The following is a 14,344-nucleotide window of genomic DNA, read 5'->3' as shown; positions in this document are numbered from 1 at the left end:
GTTTCAATCCTATGGTTGAGATTGATCCCAAGCGAAGCCTCCAGATGTCGCGCATCCGCTCGGCCGATACGAAGCCGGAGATCCTCGTCCGCCGCGCTATCCACGCACGCGGATTCAGGTTTCGGCTGCAACGGCGCGACTTGCCCGGCAGGCCTGACATCGTGCTTCCCCGGCACAGGCTAGCTATCTTCGTCCACGGATGCTTCTGGCATCAGCACCAAGGCTGCAAGCTCGCCTCTACGCCCAAGACGCGGCAAGACTACTGGGAACCGAAACTTGCCGGAAACGTCGAACGTGACGCCCGTGCTGTTGGCGCGCTCGAGGCCATGGGCTGGCGCGTGCAGGTCATCTGGGAATGCGACACCAGGAAGCCAGATCGCTTGGCTGCGCGGCTGGACGCGATTTTCAGCAAGGAGTAGATCAGCGGCCTCGGCGGGTCCTTGCAGGAGGCCTATACATACGCTGGAGGCTGCGCGCCAATGCGGGTTGCCGCATGATCTTTTGCGGAAAATCCTCAAACAGATGGATCTCGGCCAGATCATTGACCGCAAGGGTCGCCATGGCCGGCGGTGGGGGTCGATTATCCAGCTTGAGGTCGAAAATCAGCCCGCAAACGATGAACCGCCAGAAGCGCAGCTCCTCTTCGTTATAGATGTGAGGCAGCATCGCAAGGTTCATCGTTTCGCCAGCATCGATCTCGTAAGCGTGGCGCGATACGAGCAATAGAGGCGAAAAGTCACTCGCCTCGAACAGCACCTCTTTCAGCCGTTGGGCATAGGGGCCCAGGGCCCGCTCAGGCCGACCACCACTCCGCGAGGCGGCGTATCGCCAAATGCAGGCGCATGCGAAGCCGACCAGTGCTCGGGGCTTGGGGTTCGGGATCTCGAGCGCCCTCTTGCCACTATCCATCTGACGCTTGGCCTCACGGCAGAATTCAACTCCGTACCTGTCGAAGCCACCGAGGGCGGCTTCGTGCTCTGCGCATAGTAGCCGGTCATCCCACTCCCCGGATTGAAGGACGCGATATCCGGGTCCGTCCTTGCGGCCCGCAACAAGCTGTTGGCCTTCACGCTTCATGGCGTGAAATAGCGCGCGCGGAAGGATGTGCGACTTCACCGTGGGCGACGTGGTGCAGATCAGGCAGCCCATGGATCAGTGATCGCGACTTTGTCGCGCTGGCTGGTGACGTAGGGCCCGCATCTAGGCCCTGCCCGTGACCGCAGATTTCGGCGCCAGAATGTTGAGGCGCTGGGCGCCGCTCGGCCAGAAAACGATGAAGGTCGCCTCTGGGAAATCGCGCGACACGCAGCGGAGCTCGACGGGCTGGTCTCGAATAATCTCAATGCCGTCATTGGCGGCAGCCGCCCGCAGGACCTCCTCAAGCGCCATCGGTGCCTCCATCATCGCCATCTCGCTCAAGGGCAGACGGGTGTCGGCGAAGGGATAGTCTCCATCAGGCAATCGATGGTCCAAGAAGCTTCCTCGCATCGACCTTAGGAGAACTTACTACTCTTCGCGGTCAACCTCGTCTCTCGCAATTTCCGTCGAGGGCTCGCTGTTGAGAAGCGTTCTGGACGACAATGTGCGGCCGAGTAGCGCGGTGAAGTGCCCGTAGCGCTCGCGTCCAAGGCCTATGACCGACTGATCATCTGCACTGGCCATCGCCGGCACATTCCGAAGCCAGACCGTCGCCTTCTGTGCGTTGCGATAAGCAGGGATGCCTTCACGGACGATGAGCTGGAAGCGGACCTTCCCAACTTCAGCGATGAGTCATGTTTCATCACTCGCGACCTCAACTAGCACTTCCCCTCTCAATAGCCGGCCTTCGGAAATCCGTCGGGCTAGCCGTTCGACAAAAGCGGCATAGCGCTCCTGCCCTTTCGTCGTGGCGGCCCGGTCTTCCGCGGCCGACATCGCTGGCGTCACTTTCAACCAGGTTCGAATGAACATCGCGGTGGCCTCGGTCGAGATCGTGAGGTCCCGCTCCAGCCGGTCCAACTGGCGCGACAGGCGGTCGAGCCGACGCGTCAGGGTGGCCTCGGCGGCCTCCGCGGAATCCGGCGAGAGGTAGGACTCAATCGCCGCCCGCGCGATCTCCGACTTCCCCCGCCCCGATCGCTGGCTCAGCGCGTCCAGCTTGCGGATCGTGTCGCTTGGCAAGAAAACCTTGGTCGCGATCTTCATGCGCCACCGCCGAGCGGGATGCCGTCGTCGGGATCCATGGCGACCTGTCGCGCGGCGCCGACGAACCGGCGCTGCAGTTCGGCGCCCTGGGCCAGGTCATCGCCATCGGCATCCCAGTTCAAGTCGACGGTGTCCTGGGGCTCCGTCGTTTCGATCGGTTCCAGGCCCGGAAGTTCCGGCTCCTGCTTGAGACCGCCTTCGTCAGCAACCGTGGTTCGAGCTGCTCCAGGCTGGCCCGGCGTGGTCAGAGACCCTATCCACGGCGAGGCCGCCGATGATCGAAACCGCGGATGATCCGGAGCAATAGGCCGAACACGCTGCGCCAGACGTGGGTCGGCGTAGTAGCGGATCTTGCGCGCACGGATCGGCGAGATGCCGGCGATCTGCACGATTGCTTCGTGCGCCGGGAGCTGCATTACCTCGCCCGGTGTGAGCAGCGCACGCGCCGTTTCCTGACGCGAAACCATCAGATGGCCAAGCCAGGGCGAAAGCCTATGCCCGGCATAGTTCTTCATTGCCCGCATCTCGGTCGCGGTGCCGAGGCTGTCGCTTATCCGGCGCGCCGTGCGCTCGTCGTTGGTCGCGAACGCGACGCGGACATGGCAGTTGTCGAGGATCGAGTTGTTAGGCCCGTAAGCCTTCTCGATCTGGTTCAGGGATTGGGCGATCAGGAATGAGCGGATGCCGTAGCCGGCCATGAAGGCGAGCGATTGCTCGAAGAAGTCGAGCCGGCCCAGGGCAGGAAACTCATCGAGCATCAGGAGGAGCGGTCGCCGCCCCTTGGCGGCCTCCAGGCCTTCAGTGAGCCGCCGGCCGATCTGGTTCAGCACGAGGCGGATCAGAGGCTTGGTCCGACTGATGTCGGACGGCGGGACGATCAGATAGAGGCTGACCGGCTTGTCCGCCTCCACCAGGTCGGAGATGCGCCAGTCGCACCGGGACGTCACCGCCGCCACCACCGGATCTCGATAGAGACCCAGGAAGCTCATCGCCGTGGACAGCACCCCGCTGCGTTCGTTGTCGCTCTTATTCAAAAGCTCCCGCGCCGCGCTGGCGACGACAGGATGGACGCGGTCGCCCAGGTGCCGGGTGGACATCATCACCCGTAGCGTCGCCTCGATCGTCCGCGACGGGTCGGCCAGGAAGCTGGCGACGCCGGCCAGGGTCTTGTCGGCCTCAGCGTAGAGCACGTGCAGGATCACGCCGACGAGCAGGCTGTGGGAGGTCTTCTCCCAGTGATTTCGACGCTCGAGCGCGCCTTCCGGGTCGACCAGAATGTCGGCCACGTTCTGCACGTCGCGCACTTCGGTCGGGCCGGGCCGAACCTCCAGTAAGGGGTTGTAGGCGTCGCTCGTCGCGTCGGTCGGATCAAACCTCAGGACATGACCGAACTGGGCGCGCGCACCGGCAGTCAGCTGCCAATTTTCGCCCTTGATGTCGTGGACGACGGCCGAGCCCGGCCAGACCAGCAGGGTCGGCACAACCAGGCCCACGCCCTTGCCGCTGCGGGTCGGTGCGAAGCACAGGACATGCTCGGGCCCAGCATGACGGAGGTAGTCTTCACCCAGGCGTCCGAGCATGACGCCGCCGCCACCCAGGAGACCGGCAGCCAAGACTTCGCGGCGCGTGGCCCATCGCGCCGAGCCGTAGGTCGTCACCGACTTGGCTTCGCGAGCGCGCGCGATTGAAAGGGCAATCGCCGCGGCGACGCCGGCCAGCGCCCCGCCCGCCGCCAGAAACGCGCCGCGAACGAACACCGCCGGCGCGTAGGCTTCGTAGATGAACCACCAGACGAAGAAGGCCGGCGGCGGGTAGATCGGCAGGTCGCCGAGCCTAAACCAGGGTGGCCCGAGCTGAGGCTGGTAGCCGAGTTGCCAGGCGGTCCATTCGGTGGCGAGCCAGACGCCTCCGAGGGCCAGAGCCCCCACCAGAAGGATCTGACCCCAGAGGATCTTCGTGCCACTCATGTGCTTGCACCATCACAGTCCAAGCCCGCGCTTTTTCCCCAGCGTCCACTCCACCCCTGATGTCGTGATCGTGCCGGTCACCTCCTGCCCCAGCTTGGCGTCCAGCGCCTTCGTCCACGGCGTCAGCTGGAATCCCAGGCCGTCCTCGATCATGGCGAACCGGCCCGACGCGAGATCGAGGCGCCGGGCGTAGACGCCTTTGATGGCCTCCCCCTCCACCCCATGGACGCCCCCTGCCCCCGCCTTGGCGAGCTGGGCCTCTACCCGCTCCAGTTCGGCCCGCCGCAGTTTCCCGATCAGATTGGCGCTCGGCTTGAACCGCCCCTCGTCGACCTCGCCCAGGCCAGAAGCCGAGAGGTGATCACGCCTGCGATCGAGGGCTTCGCGGACTTCCGCGCCGAAGCCATGCGAGGCGAGCGTCGCCGGCTCGCGGACGACCAGTTGCCGATCCAGCCAGGTTGCCCCATCGGCCGCGACTTGCCGATCGATCGAGAGGTCCGATCGATGGATCAGCTGCAGCGCTGGCTGCTCGCCCTGCACAGCCGGCGCATCGCGAACCTCGACGATCCCGCCGACGGGCGTATCGCCGGCCGCCGCCAGATCCCGAAACCGGAAGTGATGCAGACGACCATCGACGCCGTCGATGACGACATAGGCTTGACCGTCCAGCTCGTTGTGGAGGCCGCGTTCAGCGACCCTGCCGATGACCGGCGCTTCGAGCCTAGCCCCCTCGATGACGAGGGTGGCGGGATCCCGCTCTTGGGCGCCCATGGATCGATGGAGCGACTTGATGATGTCGCCTCGCAGCGCCAATTCTCGAAGGCGCGGCTCGAGGTCCTCAACAATACGCCACCGCCCTGGCGCGCCCTCCTCCGCCAAGCCGTAGCGTTGCAGCACCTGCAAGCGCCCTATCAGACGCCCCCGGTCGTCCAGTTGGTCGCCGCGACTTGGCCGAAGATCGATCTCGCCCGTCCCCTTGGCGGCGGACACGAGGCGGCGATCGAGACCTGTCCAGCGCTCGGCGCCAACCTCCCTGTCCGCGGCCGCCGCGATCTCAAGCGCCGACCTTGGCCCCAGTTCCTGCGTGACCAACGCCTTGGCGCGCTCGCGCAGGCCGTTCGACAGGTAGTCGCGATCGATGACGAGGTCCCGGCCCGTATCATCGACACCTCGGACCAGCACGTGGACGTGCGGATTGTCGGTGTTCCAGTGATCGACGGCGACCCAATCGAGCCGCGTTCCAAGATCGCTCTCCATCTGGGCCATGAGGTCGCGCGTCGTGGCGCGAAGATCATCGAGTTGGGCCGCGTCCTCCGGTGAGACGATGAAGCGGAAATGGTGCCGGTCAGGCTCGGCGCGCTTGGCGAAGCCGTCGTGATCGGCAACACCGTCACGGTCGAAGGCGTCGGCGGGTCCGCCGTCGCGGGCGGTTCCGCCTCTGCGCAGATAGTAGAGATGGGTCCCCACACTGGCGGCGCGGAAACGCTGACCTCGGTGGCGAATGATCCTGGCCTTGACCACGACCTGGCGTCGGGATTGGGAGCGCGTGACAGCCCGACCGCGGCCGAAACTCCTCACACCGCGTCGCGGGCCAAGATCGATAGCGCCGAGCCCGGACTTCCGGCACGCAGCCGTGACCTCAGACGCGAAGCTGCGGATCCTGCTGGAAGCACTGCCCCCGCGGTCGCGGATCCGGCCCAGGCTCGGCTGGAAGTCGTCGTCGCGGGTCATCGCGGCGCGCGAGACCCGAAGGTCCCTACCAGAGCATTGTTTTCGCTGAACAAACCGACGACCGAGGGCCGCGACGCGCGTGCGGGTCCCTCTAAATCACCAATGGATTCCGCCACTTGGGACCGAAGGGTCCCTGTGCTTTTATCTTGCCTTAGCGCGTGTCCTCCAGAATCCGCCCTCCTCCATCCATTTCCCCCGTTACCGGCGCCCATCATCGGACAGCCTCGCCAGCCCGCAGCGGCAGCCCAGGGGCAACAAACAAAGTCGCACCACGCCAGCCTGTGACGGGATGCCGGCGCATATCCTGGCCTGGCTCCTGGAGCAGCGGCCGAAGGCGCTGAACGTAGGCGTGGGTTTCGGCGGGCAAGGTCGCGTTGCCCGCGAGATAGCGCTCATACCGCGCCGGACCGGCGTTGTAGGCGGCCGCGAAGCCTGGCGCGCCAAACCGATCGTACATCTGTCGAAGGTACGCAGCGCCGGCCATGACGTTGGCCCGTGGTTCAAACGGATCATCGCCCAGGTCCAACTCGGAGCTCAGGGCGCGCCAAGTTCCCGGCATCAACTGCAGGAGGCCCATCGCGCCCTTGGGCGATACGGCCCGCACGCGCCCACCGCTTTCGACCATCATCACCGCGACGATCCAATGTCGCGGAAGGCCAAACCGCAGGGCGGCCTCATCGACCGCGTGGGCCACCAACGCCGTGTCGTTCCGCCCTTGCCGCCAATCCTCCGTTGAAGGCGCGGCGCTTCCAGTCGCGGCGAACGCCAGCGCCATGCAGAGGCACAGCACCGCAGCGGCCGCGCGCACGGCGCGCGAAGGTCTTCCGTTCGCCCAGGTCACAGGAAGCGTGCGGCCCAGCTCGTCGCCGTCAAGGGCAAGGCGCGAACCGCGCCGGCCTAACGGCCGCCCTTGACCGCGCCTGCGCGCGACCGCCGACATTGTCTCGACCGGGACGGGGAAAGAACCGGAAGTCCGACCGAACAGGGAAAGATGATGGGAACGCGTCATCGCCGCGCCTCCCGCGTCCATAACGGGCGCGCGCGGCCAACCACGCCCCGCCGCGGCACGGGTCCGAAATAGCGGCTGTCGAGGCTGTTGGGCGCAGCGGCGTTGATCAGCAGCACGTCGTCGGCGCTCAGCACCTGGCAGCCGTCGAAGCGCGGCAAACGCCGCCCCCAGTGGTCTCGCGGCTGGGCCTTCGCCAACCAACGCCCGTTCACCGTCAGGCCGCTAGCGCCGCCGCAAACGCGCGCGCCGCGCTCCGCCACGAGTGTCTTGAGGAGGGGGACATTCGCCGGCAGGTAGCCGCGAACGGCCATCCAGCGGGCGAGATCGGACGGCGGAAACACGGCGACGAGATCGCCGGTGTGGAAGCGGCCCGGTTCAATCGCGTAGAGTCCGATCGGGGCGCTCGCCGTCGTATTAAACAGCAGGCGCGGAGGCCGCCGCGCATCGCTCAGGAGCAGCGCCGCGCAGCCGCAGAACGCCGCCAGACCGACCGGAAGCACGCCGCCGCGCGTCACGAGAATATCTCCCGACGCACAAGCCAGGCACGGTGCCGTGCGCGTTCGTAGATGCGCGGGGGCAGACCGACGGCGATCCGCGCGCCGACGTGACGCCAATAGTCGGGCGCGACATCGGTCGCAGCGAGTCCCCGCCCTTCGACGCGGTCGATGGCCTCCAGGACCGCCTGGACCTTGGCCCAGCCGCGGATGTCGAGCAGGACCTCGGCGCCCGGCGCGACCTCCGGGTACGTCGTGAACGCATGCCCCGGCGCTACGGCTCGCAGGATCGCGATGCGGGAGTCGACCGTGCCGTAGGCCTCGGCGCGCCATCGAACGAAGGCGAAGATGGCGCCCGGGGCGAACAACACCGTGCGCCGGCGACGGTCCTGGATCTGCTCACCTGCGGCGCGCCCGAAGCGCAGCCAGCGCTCGATCCGGCCCTTCAGGTGGACGAGTTCGACACGCGTCATGGTGCTGTCGGCGGTGGCGTCATTCGTCATCGCCGTGCTCCTGGCGAGCCGCCGACTGCGCCGCATGCGGCTTTGCTGGAAGCATGGGAACGGCGAAGGGATCGCGCGTGGATCGGCGAACGCCACGACGGGACCAGGCCTGGACGTCATGCAGCGTATAAACGACGCGGCCGCCGTTCTTGCGGTACGTCGGCCCGGTCCCGTAGACGCGGTGCTTGGCTAGCGTGCCTACGGTCAGGCGCAGGATCTTGGCCGCCTCCGGCGCCAGCAGGAGGCGTTCGATCGGTTCGTCCTCGTCGTCGCTCTTCGGCATGCCAGGGTCCTCGGCGCCGCCACGAACGCCCGGACACCGGGCGGCGGAGCGAGGAAGAGGCTGGCGCCAGCGGGAACGTCTGGCGGATGGCGAAGACCGCCCAGGGCGGATTCAGCCACCCTCAGAAGCCGCCGTGGAGGAGCTTGAGATAACCGCCGGCCATCAGGGCCCGGCCTCTCCGAACAAGCCTGATGGTGACATCGCGGATCGAGGCGGTCTTGAAGTCCGCTCCGGTCTCCATGTCGCCGAAAAGGTCCTCGGCGATCTGGCGGTAGCTGCGTCGTTCGAGCGCCCCGTCGAGCGCGAACAGGGTTCGCGCCAGCCGCTCGCGTTGCGCCGACGAGAGGCGCGAGCGCGGCGGCGTGTCGGTCAGGTCCGCGCGGCGAAGCGCATCGACCGCGCGCACGCGAAGACGAAAATCCGCGTCGTAGGCGAGCACCACGACCAGCGGCTGGGCGGGTGTGGCGTCATTTCGAAGTTGGACCTGCAAGCCGCTCGGCAACCGGATGTGGACGCCATCCACGCCAGCGACCGGCGCGGCCCGCGTCAGCCGGGAGGCACGCGGCCGACCAAACGAGGCGCGCTCTACCGGCACGACGACACCCGGCGCTACGTCGGCCCGCCAAACCACTCTGCCCTCGTCGGCCGACAGCGCCGGATCCGCCGCCGCGGACAAGCCCCAGCGGGGATCAACCGGGCCTTCGCCGCGGACGAACCGGGCAAACTCGGCGCGATAGTCTGGATTGCGGCGCAGGAACTCCCAGCAGAGCGACGGCACGGTGAGACCAAGAAATGCGCGCCAGCCGCCGCCGAGAAGCCCACCCGGCGGCCGACCTGGTCCCGTACTTGCGCGCGGCGCGGCCATCTCGGAAGCAGGTCAGAACACATGCCGCTTCAGCGAGGACTTACGGGCTTCCTACTTGATCGGGCGTCCTAAGCGGCAACGACTGTTGGTAGTCGGCGGCAACGATCTTGCGGCAGCAGCAGAATTGTTGCTCATCGGCGACTGAAAAGCCGCTTGTTTGCCTGCAACTACTCTGCGTTCTTCCAGCCCATCGCGATGGTTAGAAGCTTCTCCGCCCGTTCGATTTCGGCGTCGGAAAGACCGGCCACTTTATCGAGGAGCTTCGCAAGTGGATCGGCACGTCGGCTCTTCGCGGCGAAGTTTCCAACTCCAAGAAGATCGCGTGGATCGACTTTGAGAGCAGCGGCCAACTTCTCCAACAGCGCCAAGCTCGGTGCAGTCGCTCCGCGCTCAATTCGACCGATCGTCTCCAGCGATTTACCGACGAGATCACCAAGTTCGGCTTGGGTCACGCCCGCGCGTTCGCGGTGGTGACGCACCATGTTTCCAACTTGGCGACGCAACGTCGTCATTCGTACGCGATCCCCGACAACAAGGATCACGACTTTCCCGGCGGACCGCGAAACGGCAGAGGAACCAATCTGACGTATCGAGAGCAGATAGGACTTTATCTGACGTATCAAATGCGAGATTTTTGTGGGGCAATCAGAAGTGGATTGATCCATGGATGGCTTCGCCCGGCCCCTAACCCAATTAGACGCCACGAGCGTCCTCGACCGTCTCGTGCGCCTTTACGGTGCGTGGCTGAAAGACGCCCTGCTGCCGCGATACGGCGATCTTGCTGAAGACCTCGCGCAGGAAGCCCTGCTGCGGGCGGCCGCCCACGAGGCGTCTGGCGAGATCGAGCATCACAAGGCGTTCTTGCTCAAAGTCGCGCAAAACCTCGCCATCGACCGCGCGCGCCGGTCGCAGCGTGAGCGTGCCCAACTTGTCGGCGACGAGCCCTTCCGCGCGCAGTCGACACCGCCCTCCCAAGAGGAACAGGTCCTCTTGAAGCAGATCATTCTTTCTCTCCCGCAAGAGTTGCGCGAAGTGTTGGTGCTGACGCAGATTAAGGGCCTCACCTTTCGCCAGGTGGCCGCGCTAACGGGCGCCAAGGAGCGGACGGTGAAGGATCGTCTTCGTCAGGCCTTGGTCAGGACGAAGGCCATGCGGGATTAGGGCGGCGTTCGAGATGATCCAGCAACGACACGAGGTTTCGCGCGCGACCCGAGAGGCGGCCGACTGGCTGACGCGGCTCAGCGACCCCGAGATTGAAACCGACGATCTCGAAGCCTTCTCCGCGTGGAGAGCCAATCCCGATAACCGCGCCGCCTACGAACGGCTCGAAGATCTGACGCAATCGCTGCAGTCCTTGGCTGGCGACAAGGACATCGAGCAGATCGCCGCCGACGCCTTCGCGCGCGCGCCCAGGACCGCGCCCTGGCGTCTGCGCGAGACCTCGCGAAGCACTTGGCTCGCCATCGGGGCCGCCGCCGCGGCGCTGGTGATCGGTGCCGTCGCGGGTGTGACCTTGCTGCGTCCGACCTATTCGACGGGCGTTGGCGAGACATTCAGCGCGCGGTTGGAGGACGGCTCGCGCGTCCTGCTCAACACCGATAGCCAGGTGCGCGTGCGTTACAGCGCCGGCGTTCGCCGGGTCGAATTGCTGCGCGGCCAGGCCCTCTTCGAAGTCGCCCACAACGCCGCGCGCCCGTTCATCGTCGTGGCGGGCGACACGCAGACCCGCGCCCTGGGGACGCGGTTCGAAGTCCGCCGCGACGGCCAGGATGTCCGCGTGATCCTCACCCAGGGCAGCGTCGAGATCACTGACAAGGACGCTCCGAAGGCGACCTGGCGGCTGGCGCCCGGCCAAGCCCTGGCGGTTCCGGCGCGACAGCCCGCATTGGCCAAGCCCAGGACGATCGATGTGAAGTCCGCCACCAGTTGGACCACGGGGGACCTCACTTTCCAGGATCTCCCGCTCGCCGCCGCCGTGGCCGAGCTGAACCGCTACAGCCAGGAAAAGATCATTCTTGGCGACGGCGTCGACGCCGACCGCGTCATCAATGGCGTGTTCCCGGCTGGCGAGAACGGCGACTTCATCGCCGCCATGTCGTCCCTCTATGGCCTGGAGAGCGTGAGAAAATCGAACGGCGACGTCGAACTGCATCCCAAACCGTACAAGCCAGCCTGACGTCACATTTATTTCATGGGGCGATGTCCTTCGCTCCCGTTTCGAACGTCTCAACCCCGCTTAACCGGTGATCAAGGCGCATCAGCTCGATCGCGCCCGCCGGTGGCGGGGGAAAGAGAAAGATGACGCGCAAGTCGCTTAGTTTGTTGAGTACGGTTTCGATCAGCGTTCTGGCCATCGCCGCGCCAGCGATCGTGTCCGCCCAGGAAGCCACGCTTCCGTTCGCTCTGCCGTCGGCGCCGATGAAGGAGTCTCTGCTGGCCGTCGCCAAGCAGAGCAACACCAAGATCCTCTTCGAAAGCGAACTGGTCGCGGGGCTCCAGGCGCCGAAACTGGACGGCCGCTTCACGGCCCGGCAAGCGATCGAGAAGCTTGTCAGCGGCAGCGGCATCGCCGTCGAGCAGGTCCGGCCTGGCGTCGTTGTGCTGAAGCCGCGGCGCATCTCGATCAGCACCCCGACCCAGGCGTTCGAAGGCGCGGCGCAGGACATGGCCGCCGTTCCGAGCGACGTTGATACGACCACGGTCGCCGAGGTCGTCGTCGGCACGCACATCCGGGGCGTCAAGGACACCGCCTCGCCAGTCGTCGTCCTCGGTCGCGACGACATGGACAAGGCCGGCTATTCGAGCATCGCCGAGGCCCTGACCCTTCTTCCGCAGGCGTTCGGCGGCACGGCCAGCGAGGACACCGTCTCGACTGGAGCCGACCCGAACGGCTCGAATGTCGCGCGGGGCACGGGCGTGGACCTGCGCGGCCTGGGCGCGGAAGCCACCCTCGTGCTCTTCAACGGCAAGCGCATGGCCGGCGCGGGCTACTACGGCGACTTCACCGACATCTCGTCGATCCCGTTCGCCGCCGTCGGCCGGGTTGAGGTGCTGCTCGACGGGGCTTCGGCGCTGTACGGCGCCGACGCGGTTGGAGGCGTGGTCAACATCAAGCTGCGCACCGACCTGCACGGCGGCGAGACGCGGGCCAGCGGCGCCACCGCGACGCGCGGCGGCTACAGCCGCTATCTGTTCAGCCAGGCGCTGGGCCAGACCTGGGACAGCGGCCACGTGCTGGCGGCGTACGAATACACGCGCACCGGTCGGCTGCGCGGCGCCGATCGCGATTTCGCCGGCTATGCCGACCTGCGCGCCCTCGGTGGCACCGACTGGCGCCGCTCGGTGTTCACCGCGCCGGGCAACATCCTGCGGCCGGACGCCACGGGCGCCTATGTCGCCACCTACGCCATCCCCGCCGGGCAAAACGGCGTGGGCCTCAAGCCCAGCGATTTCGTGCGCGGCACGGCCAACCTGGAGAACCAGCGCGCGACGATCGACATCATGCCCAAGTCCGAGCGCCACAGCGCGGTGATCTCGGCCGAGCAGGACGTCGGGCGCTTCCAGCTCTCAACGGACCTGCGGTTCGCCCATCGCGAAACGGCCAACACCAACACCGCGCCTGTCGCGACGATGATCGTTTCGGCCGCCAATCCCTATTTCGTCTCGCCCACCGGACAGGCGTCCGAGCGGATCGCCTACTCCTTTTCCCGCGAACTCGGCGGGGTGTCGAACCCGGTGGTGTCCGAAAGCCTCGGCGCCAGCCTTGGCGCCGAGACCAAGCTGCCCGCCGGCTGGAACGGCAACCTCTTCGGCACCTATGCCCAGGAGCTCGCCATCAGCCGATCGAGCCATCAGGTCAATTCGACAAAGCTCAACGAGGCGCTGGGCGCGACGGCCGACAGCCCGCTGTCGTCGTATTCGGCGGCGCGCGACGGCTACTTCAATCCGTTCATCGGCCAAGGCTCGAACGCGGCGACGGTGCTCGACTTCGTCCTCTCGGGTTGGGACGTCAGCAAGTTCCGCAGCACCATGAGGTCGGCCAATCTCGCCTTCGACGGGCCGCTCTTCTCGCTTCCGGGCGGGGCCATCCGCCTGGCGATCGGCGGGCAGCTGCGGCGCGAGGCGCTGCGCACCGGCGGCGCGAGCTTCTTCAGCGGCTACAGCCCGACCGCCAAGGTCGAGCGGCGGTTCAGCCGGGACGTGCGCAGCGCCTATGCCGAGCTCAACGTGCCGCTGGTGGGCGCGTCCAATGCGATGCCGCTGGTCGAACGACTCGAACTGTCGCTAGCGGGCCGCATCGAGGATTATGACGACGTCGGCTCGACGCGGAACCCGAAGGTCGGCGTCATTTGGGAGCCCGGCGGCGGCCTGACGGTCAAGGCCAGCTACGGCACGTCCTTTCGCGCGCCGTCCCTCCCGGAGCTGAACCTGCCCTTCTCGATCAGCCCGATCGCTCTCGACTACGGGGCTGGGCAAGTCCCGACGCTGTTCTACCAGGGTGGCAACACCGCCTTGCGCCCGGAAACGGCCAAGTCCTGGACGGGCGGTGTGAGCTTCACGCCGCCAACCAAGCCGGAACTGACCCTCGGCCTCAACGTCTATCGGACCAAGTTCACCGACCGCATCGCCTCGCCGGTGATCAGCAGCCTGGCCACGGCGCTGACGTCGTCCGAACTGGCCCCGTTTCGCACCTTCATCAGCCCCTCGACCAACGCCGCCGATCTCGCCAGGGTCCAGGCGCTGATCGCCAGCCCAAACGCGCGGAACCTGGGCGTCTATCCGGCGACGGACTACCGGGCGATCGTCGAGGCCCGCAACGTCAACACCGGCAGCCTGGACGTCTCCGGCGTCGATGCGTCCGCCGCCTACCGGACCAGCCTCGCCGGCGATCCGCTTGTGCTGAACGCCAGCCTTTCCTGGCTGATGCACTACAGGCGGAAGATCACGCCCGCGTCGGTCGCGCAGGATCTGGCTGGCCGCGCCGGCTACCCCGCCGATCTGCGGGCGCGGGTCTCGGCCACCTGGACCCACGACGCCTTCAGCGTCACCACCGGGCTCAACCACCTCGGCGACACCTACGCCGAAACCGGCCGACGGGTTCAGCCGTGGACGACTCTGGACCTGCAGCTCCACTGGCAACCCGAGCGCCTGGCTGGCGTGCGGGGCCTGTCCTGGTCGCTGAACGTCCAGAACCTCTTCGACACCGCCCCGCCCTTCTACGACAACCCGCTGGGCATGGGCTACGACCCGACCAACGCCGACCCGCTCGGCCGCATGGTCACGCTGCAACTGACCAAGGCCTGGTAGG

Annotated in this window: 15 protein-coding genes; 4 read left to right on the top strand and 11 right to left on the bottom strand. The window is 66.6% G+C overall.

The genetic code is table 11. From position 1 onward, the window contains the following. Positions 1 to 11: 11 nt before the first annotated feature. On the top strand, positions 12 to 419 hold the full coding sequence (locus tag BM066_RS00180) for a very short patch repair endonuclease (protein ID WP_089923294.1): 408 nt from the start codon (positions 12 to 14) through the stop codon (positions 417 to 419). A gap of 1 nt (position 420) precedes the next feature. Here BM066_RS00180 and BM066_RS00175 read toward each other — a convergent pair whose 3' ends face one another. The 11 genes from BM066_RS00175 to BM066_RS00125 form a co-directional block, all read right to left on the bottom strand. Further along, a complete protein-coding gene (locus BM066_RS00175; protein ID WP_089923291.1) occupies positions 421 to 1,149 on the bottom strand; it encodes a hypothetical protein in 729 nt (242 codons plus the stop codon). Between the two features lie 51 nt (positions 1,150 to 1,200). Further along, positions 1,201 to 1,473, bottom strand: a complete 273-nt coding sequence (locus BM066_RS00170) for a hypothetical protein (RefSeq protein ID WP_255367422.1) — start codon at positions 1,471 to 1,473, stop codon at positions 1,201 to 1,203. A gap of 297 nt (positions 1,474 to 1,770) precedes the next feature. Continuing rightward, a complete protein-coding gene (locus BM066_RS00165; protein ID WP_089923285.1) occupies positions 1,771 to 2,184 on the bottom strand; it encodes a ribbon-helix-helix protein, CopG family in 414 nt (137 codons plus the stop codon). Next, on the bottom strand, positions 2,181 to 4,151 hold the full coding sequence (locus tag BM066_RS00160) for a conjugal transfer protein TraG (RefSeq protein WP_089923282.1): 1,971 nt from the start codon (positions 4,149 to 4,151) through the stop codon (positions 2,181 to 2,183). The genes BM066_RS00165 and BM066_RS00160 overlap by 4 nt, the downstream gene beginning before the upstream one ends. A gap of 12 nt (positions 4,152 to 4,163) precedes the next feature. Further along, positions 4,164 to 5,882, bottom strand: coding sequence for a relaxase/mobilization nuclease domain-containing protein (locus BM066_RS00155; protein ID WP_089923280.1), 1,719 nt, complete (start codon positions 5,880 to 5,882; stop codon positions 4,164 to 4,166). A gap of 211 nt (positions 5,883 to 6,093) precedes the next feature. Continuing rightward, positions 6,094 to 6,891 (bottom strand): lytic transglycosylase domain-containing protein, encoded by a 798-nt coding sequence (locus BM066_RS00150; RefSeq protein WP_255367421.1) that lies wholly within the window; start codon positions 6,889 to 6,891, stop codon positions 6,094 to 6,096. Further along, a complete protein-coding gene (locus BM066_RS00145) occupies positions 6,888 to 7,406 on the bottom strand; it encodes a S26 family signal peptidase (RefSeq protein ID WP_177218331.1) in 519 nt (172 codons plus the stop codon). Before BM066_RS00145 ends, BM066_RS00150 begins: the two co-directional genes overlap by 4 nt. After that, the gene (locus tag BM066_RS00140) at positions 7,403 to 7,888 is read right to left on the bottom strand and encodes a DUF2840 domain-containing protein (RefSeq protein WP_089923271.1); all 486 of its coding nucleotides are present in this window, start codon (positions 7,886 to 7,888) and stop codon (positions 7,403 to 7,405) included. The genes BM066_RS00145 and BM066_RS00140 overlap by 4 nt, the downstream gene beginning before the upstream one ends. Continuing rightward, complete coding sequence (locus BM066_RS00135) at positions 7,878 to 8,171, bottom strand: helix-turn-helix transcriptional regulator (RefSeq protein ID WP_089923268.1); 294 nt, start codon at positions 8,169 to 8,171, stop codon at positions 7,878 to 7,880. Before BM066_RS00135 ends, BM066_RS00140 begins: the two co-directional genes overlap by 11 nt. 121 nt (positions 8,172 to 8,292) lie before the next feature. Continuing rightward, positions 8,293 to 8,949, bottom strand: a complete 657-nt coding sequence (locus BM066_RS26740; protein ID WP_255367420.1) for a DUF2285 domain-containing protein — start codon at positions 8,947 to 8,949, stop codon at positions 8,293 to 8,295. 254 nt (positions 8,950 to 9,203) lie between these two features. Further along, complete coding sequence (locus BM066_RS00125) at positions 9,204 to 9,701, bottom strand: helix-turn-helix domain-containing protein (RefSeq protein ID WP_089923265.1); 498 nt, start codon at positions 9,699 to 9,701, stop codon at positions 9,204 to 9,206. Here BM066_RS00125 and BM066_RS00120 point away from each other — a divergent pair. The 3 genes from BM066_RS00120 to BM066_RS00110 all read left to right on the top strand — a co-directional run bounded on the left by BM066_RS00120 (position 9,700) and on the right by BM066_RS00110 (position 14,343). Then, positions 9,700 to 10,197: an RNA polymerase sigma factor gene (locus tag BM066_RS00120; RefSeq protein WP_089923262.1), complete on the top strand. Its 498-nt coding sequence runs from the start codon at positions 9,700 to 9,702 to the stop codon at positions 10,195 to 10,197. The genes BM066_RS00125 and BM066_RS00120 overlap by 2 nt on opposite strands. Positions 10,198 to 10,210: 13 nt before the next feature. Continuing rightward, a complete protein-coding gene (locus BM066_RS00115) occupies positions 10,211 to 11,212 on the top strand; it encodes a FecR family protein (RefSeq protein WP_089923258.1) in 1,002 nt (333 codons plus the stop codon). Between the two features lie 122 nt (positions 11,213 to 11,334). Then, the gene (locus BM066_RS00110) at positions 11,335 to 14,343 is read left to right on the top strand and encodes a TonB-dependent receptor (protein WP_089923255.1); all 3,009 of its coding nucleotides are present in this window, start codon (positions 11,335 to 11,337) and stop codon (positions 14,341 to 14,343) included. The last annotated feature ends 1 nt before the right edge of the window (position 14,344 follow it).

The organism is Caulobacter sp. UNC279MFTsu5.1, from assembly GCF_900114015.1.
GTDB lineage: Bacteria > Pseudomonadota > Alphaproteobacteria > Caulobacterales > Caulobacteraceae > Caulobacter.
The sequence above is the reverse complement of the archived record's forward strand: the minus strand, read 5'-3'. Positions and strand labels throughout refer to the sequence as shown.

Coding starts and splice junctions, on each gene's coding strand:
- BM066_RS00180 (WP_089923294.1), top strand. CDS start 12: ATGGTTGAGATTGATCCCAAGCGAAGCCTCCAGATGTCGCGCATCCGC.
- BM066_RS00175 (WP_089923291.1), bottom strand. CDS start 1,149: ATGGGCTGCCTGATCTGCACCACGTCGCCCACGGTGAAGTCGCACATC.
- BM066_RS00165 (WP_089923285.1), bottom strand. CDS start 2,184: ATGAAGATCGCGACCAAGGTTTTCTTGCCAAGCGACACGATCCGCAAG.
- BM066_RS00160 (WP_089923282.1), bottom strand. CDS start 4,151: ATGAGTGGCACGAAGATCCTCTGGGGTCAGATCCTTCTGGTGGGGGCT.
- BM066_RS00155 (WP_089923280.1), bottom strand. CDS start 5,882: ATGACCCGCGACGACGACTTCCAGCCGAGCCTGGGCCGGATCCGCGAC.
- BM066_RS00150 (WP_255367421.1), bottom strand. CDS start 6,891: ATGACGCGTTCCCATCATCTTTCCCTGTTCGGTCGGACTTCCGGTTCT.
- BM066_RS00140 (WP_089923271.1), bottom strand. CDS start 7,888: ATGACGAATGACGCCACCGCCGACAGCACCATGACGCGTGTCGAACTC.
- BM066_RS00135 (WP_089923268.1), bottom strand. CDS start 8,171: ATGCCGAAGAGCGACGACGAGGACGAACCGATCGAACGCCTCCTGCTG.
- BM066_RS00120 (WP_089923262.1), top strand. CDS start 9,700: ATGGATGGCTTCGCCCGGCCCCTAACCCAATTAGACGCCACGAGCGTC.
- BM066_RS00125 (WP_089923265.1), bottom strand. CDS start 9,701: ATGGATCAATCCACTTCTGATTGCCCCACAAAAATCTCGCATTTGATA.
- BM066_RS00115 (WP_089923258.1), top strand. CDS start 10,211: ATGATCCAGCAACGACACGAGGTTTCGCGCGCGACCCGAGAGGCGGCC.
- BM066_RS00110 (WP_089923255.1), top strand. CDS start 11,335: ATGACGCGCAAGTCGCTTAGTTTGTTGAGTACGGTTTCGATCAGCGTT.